The sequence below is a fragment of the Desulfonatronospira sp. genome (assembly GCA_003563255.1).
GTDB lineage: Bacteria > Desulfobacterota > Desulfovibrionia > Desulfovibrionales > Desulfonatronovibrionaceae > Desulfonatronospira.
Genome location: PWSL01000087.1, coordinates 1 through 3,363, shown reverse-complemented (window position 1 = coordinate 3,363; position 3,363 = coordinate 1). Strand labels below are relative to the sequence as shown.

2 protein-coding genes are annotated in these 3,363 nt (G+C 47.9%); both read right to left on the bottom strand.

The window, feature by feature from the left end:
• Nucleotides 1-2,609, bottom strand: a 2,609-nt coding sequence (locus QZP87_RS02620) for a DEAD/DEAH box helicase (protein ID WP_291321363.1), incomplete at its 3' end; no start/stop codon positions are given.
• 30 nt (nt 2,610-2,639) lie between these two features.
• Nucleotides 2,640-3,363, bottom strand: a 724-nt coding sequence (locus QZP87_RS02615; protein WP_291321362.1) for a hypothetical protein, incomplete at its 5' end; no start/stop codon positions are given.

The following is a 3,363-nucleotide window of genomic DNA, read 5'->3' as shown; positions in this document are numbered from 1 at the left end:
TGATACCTGACAATGATTGCTCTTGGATCAGAACCTGCGCGTGTTCTCCTGGAATTGATCCACTCCGGTGAAAACACAACGTATTCCGGGTTAAGGGCATAACTGTTTCTCCCGTCATCAGAAAATTCCCGGACAATACCTTTTTCAACCAGGGACGGTATGATTTTCCTGACAATATCTGCTCCGGCCCTGGCTGCCTCGGAGACGCTCAGGTGGCTGTCAGCATCTGCCGGGACTGACCTGCCGAGGTCTGCCAGGAAAGCGTGATGGTTTCTGGAATACTGCGAAAGAGAGATTCCTGTTATCCTTTCTGACACCGGTGCCTGCTCCGCATCCAGATAAATCCGCCGCTTTCTTATAGCCCAGTGTCTGTTGTACTTGATATAACTGCTGTCCTTCCAGGCTTTAATGTCAAAAAGCTCTATAGCCCTTTCCTTTAGAAAGACATTCAGGATTTTTTGTTCTACCGGGCTTAAAGATGACACTGTCCGGAGCATCAAAAAATCTTTTTTTCCCTGAGAAGTATCCTGAGGTTTTTTGATAAATCTCAAAAACCAGAGTTCGACTTCATCCAGGATCTCAAGTTCCTGGACGGTAAACACAGATTCGCTGCCGGGACTTGCTGAATAGAGGCACAAGGTGTTCAGGGCTTGCAGGATAGAGCATTGTGCGGTGGCATCAGGGTATAAATTGACCAGAAGTTGTTCGAGGAAGTCTGCTGCGAACTCGTCCCGCAGTATTGAAGAATTGTGTGAAACACCTTCCCGGTCATCAATAAATGCCAGCAGCTTGCGCTTATTTTCGGGTAAATACTGAAGCACACGGTAAATCAAAGATCTGAGATAATCATTGGCCTTGTGCCTTTCAGTCAGATTTACAAACAATCTGTTCAGGGACGTCTTATCCCTGTCTTCCTGCAGCACCAGACAGTAATCCCCATGAGCGTCCTGATAAAAAACAAGGGAATCCGTGGAATCGTTGTTTTTCGCTGAAAAATCTATTCTGCATCGCAGTATTCCTGTTGCGTGTTCAAGCTCAGGTGTATACCTGCGTATCTGCACACAAACACTATCTTCATAAAACTCCTGGAACTCGAGTGGATGTAGTCTGCCTGACTCAGCAATGGCCAGGCAGCAGTGGATGTTTCTTTTGTCCGAGGGAAAAAGAGGCAGGGAGCAGTCAGGGCAGACCCCAGAACCTTCTGGATGATAAGTTTCGCAGCTAAGGCAGAAAAAAAGATGTCCAGCAAGGGCGCGCATAAACATATGCAGCCTCAAGTCCAGAATCGGCTTTTTCATCCTAAAAGAGTCCATGCAGTTTATCAGGAAAAGCCAGGCCCTTACGTGCTCTGTCGCCTCATGACTGGTCAGCCTGTATGGACAGATGTCCCTGTATATCCGGGTTATCTCTGCAAGTTTCATGGCTCCATTATCTCTAAGGTTTTGAGCAAGAGCCATAATAAATGGATGTCTGGCAATACGTTCGACCGGATGGGAGCTGTCAGAAACCTGGCTGTCTAAGTCTTCATGTCCATCAAGTGAGACACCGCAGAGATCTTTGAGCATCGTTGCCAGGGACTTCCGGCTCACAGGTCTGGAAAACAGTTCAGGGTCAGGTTCCGGCTTCCTGGGCCATTCAATGGGTATTTCACTGGAAGGAGGCTCAGGCTCAGGGGTTATGATATTGCACCTGGTCACGCTGAAAATGGTGCAGACATAATCATGAAGTTCTTTTTCCCTTTCCTGGCCGTCGACACTGTCTCTGCCCGGACTTGATAAAGTAGCGCTGGATCCTATGAGCAGAGCTTTTCCGGACAGACGTCTTTGAAGCCGCCTGAGCAGCAGCATAATATGAGCGGCTTTGCTGCCCTGATAGGTATGCAGCTCATCCAGGACAACATACTTAAGGCTGTGGGCAAAGGATTCAACTAAGCTGTGCCATTTCCCGGTGGTCAACACCCTTTCCAGCATGACATAGTTGGTCAGCAGAATATCTGGAGGGCTCTTTGTTATTTCCCGGCGGGAATACTTTCTATTGGCATCTTCAATGCCTTTTTCCGGCAATGGTTCTTCTGGAGTAGCACCGGTCAGCAGGCCATAGCTGACATCCATATCACGGCATAATTGAGCTATTCTCTGCATCTGGTCATTGGCCAGGGCATTCATGGGATAGAGCAGCAAGGCCTTGACGCCTGGGTCCTTGCTTGTCAGGCAGTGTTCCAGCACCGGGATAAGGAAGCACTCGGTCTTGCCGCTGCCTGTTCCAGCGGAAATTACTGTGGGTACATTGTCCAGAATGGACTCAACAGCTTTTTTTTGATGCTCAAAAAGGCGAAAACCATGTCCGTGCAGACTGGTCAAAGATCTGTCCAGATGCGGTGAAAGTCCTTTTTCGCTGCAATACCTGGAAAATGATTCAGGGCATTTCCGGTATTCCGGCTGAAGGGAGAAATACAGATCACTGCTGATGCGAAATCTTTGCACAACATGGGATATGTACTCCGACTCAAGACCTTCCGATTCCAGGCCCTGCACCAGTTTGCGGCGGTAATCCTGCAATACGCCCAGGGCTGTCTCAGAATAATTATAAAGAATATCTTCCTGGATCATGTCCTTTTCACTCCTGCTTTCTGTAGAGGCTCACAGCCCGCCACCCGTATTGCTCTTTTTTTGGGTTGTATCTATCTCATATCTGGCTTCAGGCAATTTTTCCTTTTCCACAAGAATCTCTGCCAGCTCTTCATGAACCTTGACCCGGTATTTCTCCTCTTTGGCCGGGCACAGCAACGCCCTGCACAGGCAGGACAGCCTGGTATCATTATCACCGGGATATGTCTGGGCCAGATGTGTCCATGACCAGAATTCATTTTGTTTTTTGCGGACTAAAGGCAATAGCAGCTCCCTGGCCTGAGCCATCCGGCCGGTCTTGATTAAAAGCTTGGAATAATAATGGGGAAACCATTCCTGGTGGGGATATTTATCATAATGTTGACCAACAAACTCTGTTGCCCAGTCAAGATGGTACTGGTCATTTTCTTTTTTAATATTTTTTGCAATCCCTCTTATGGCCAGCTCCACAAGGCTGTCAAAAGACCTGTCTCCACCGTCCGGCCTGAACCGCTCAAAATCCTCCAGCCGGAAATTGGCCGGGTCCCACCAGCGCAGTATACTGATCAAGTTTGATATTTTTCCTTTTACAGCCGCATTTGCGGCCCACCTGAGAAACTGGGAGTGAAGCCTGCCAGGTTTTTTAATGTCATGGATACAGGCGTACTCTCTCAACAGGTCTAAAAAGTATTGAGTATTCGGAAAGTCATTGTTTTTCTGCTCTCTAAGAGATTTTACTATCTCCCAGGCAAGTCCT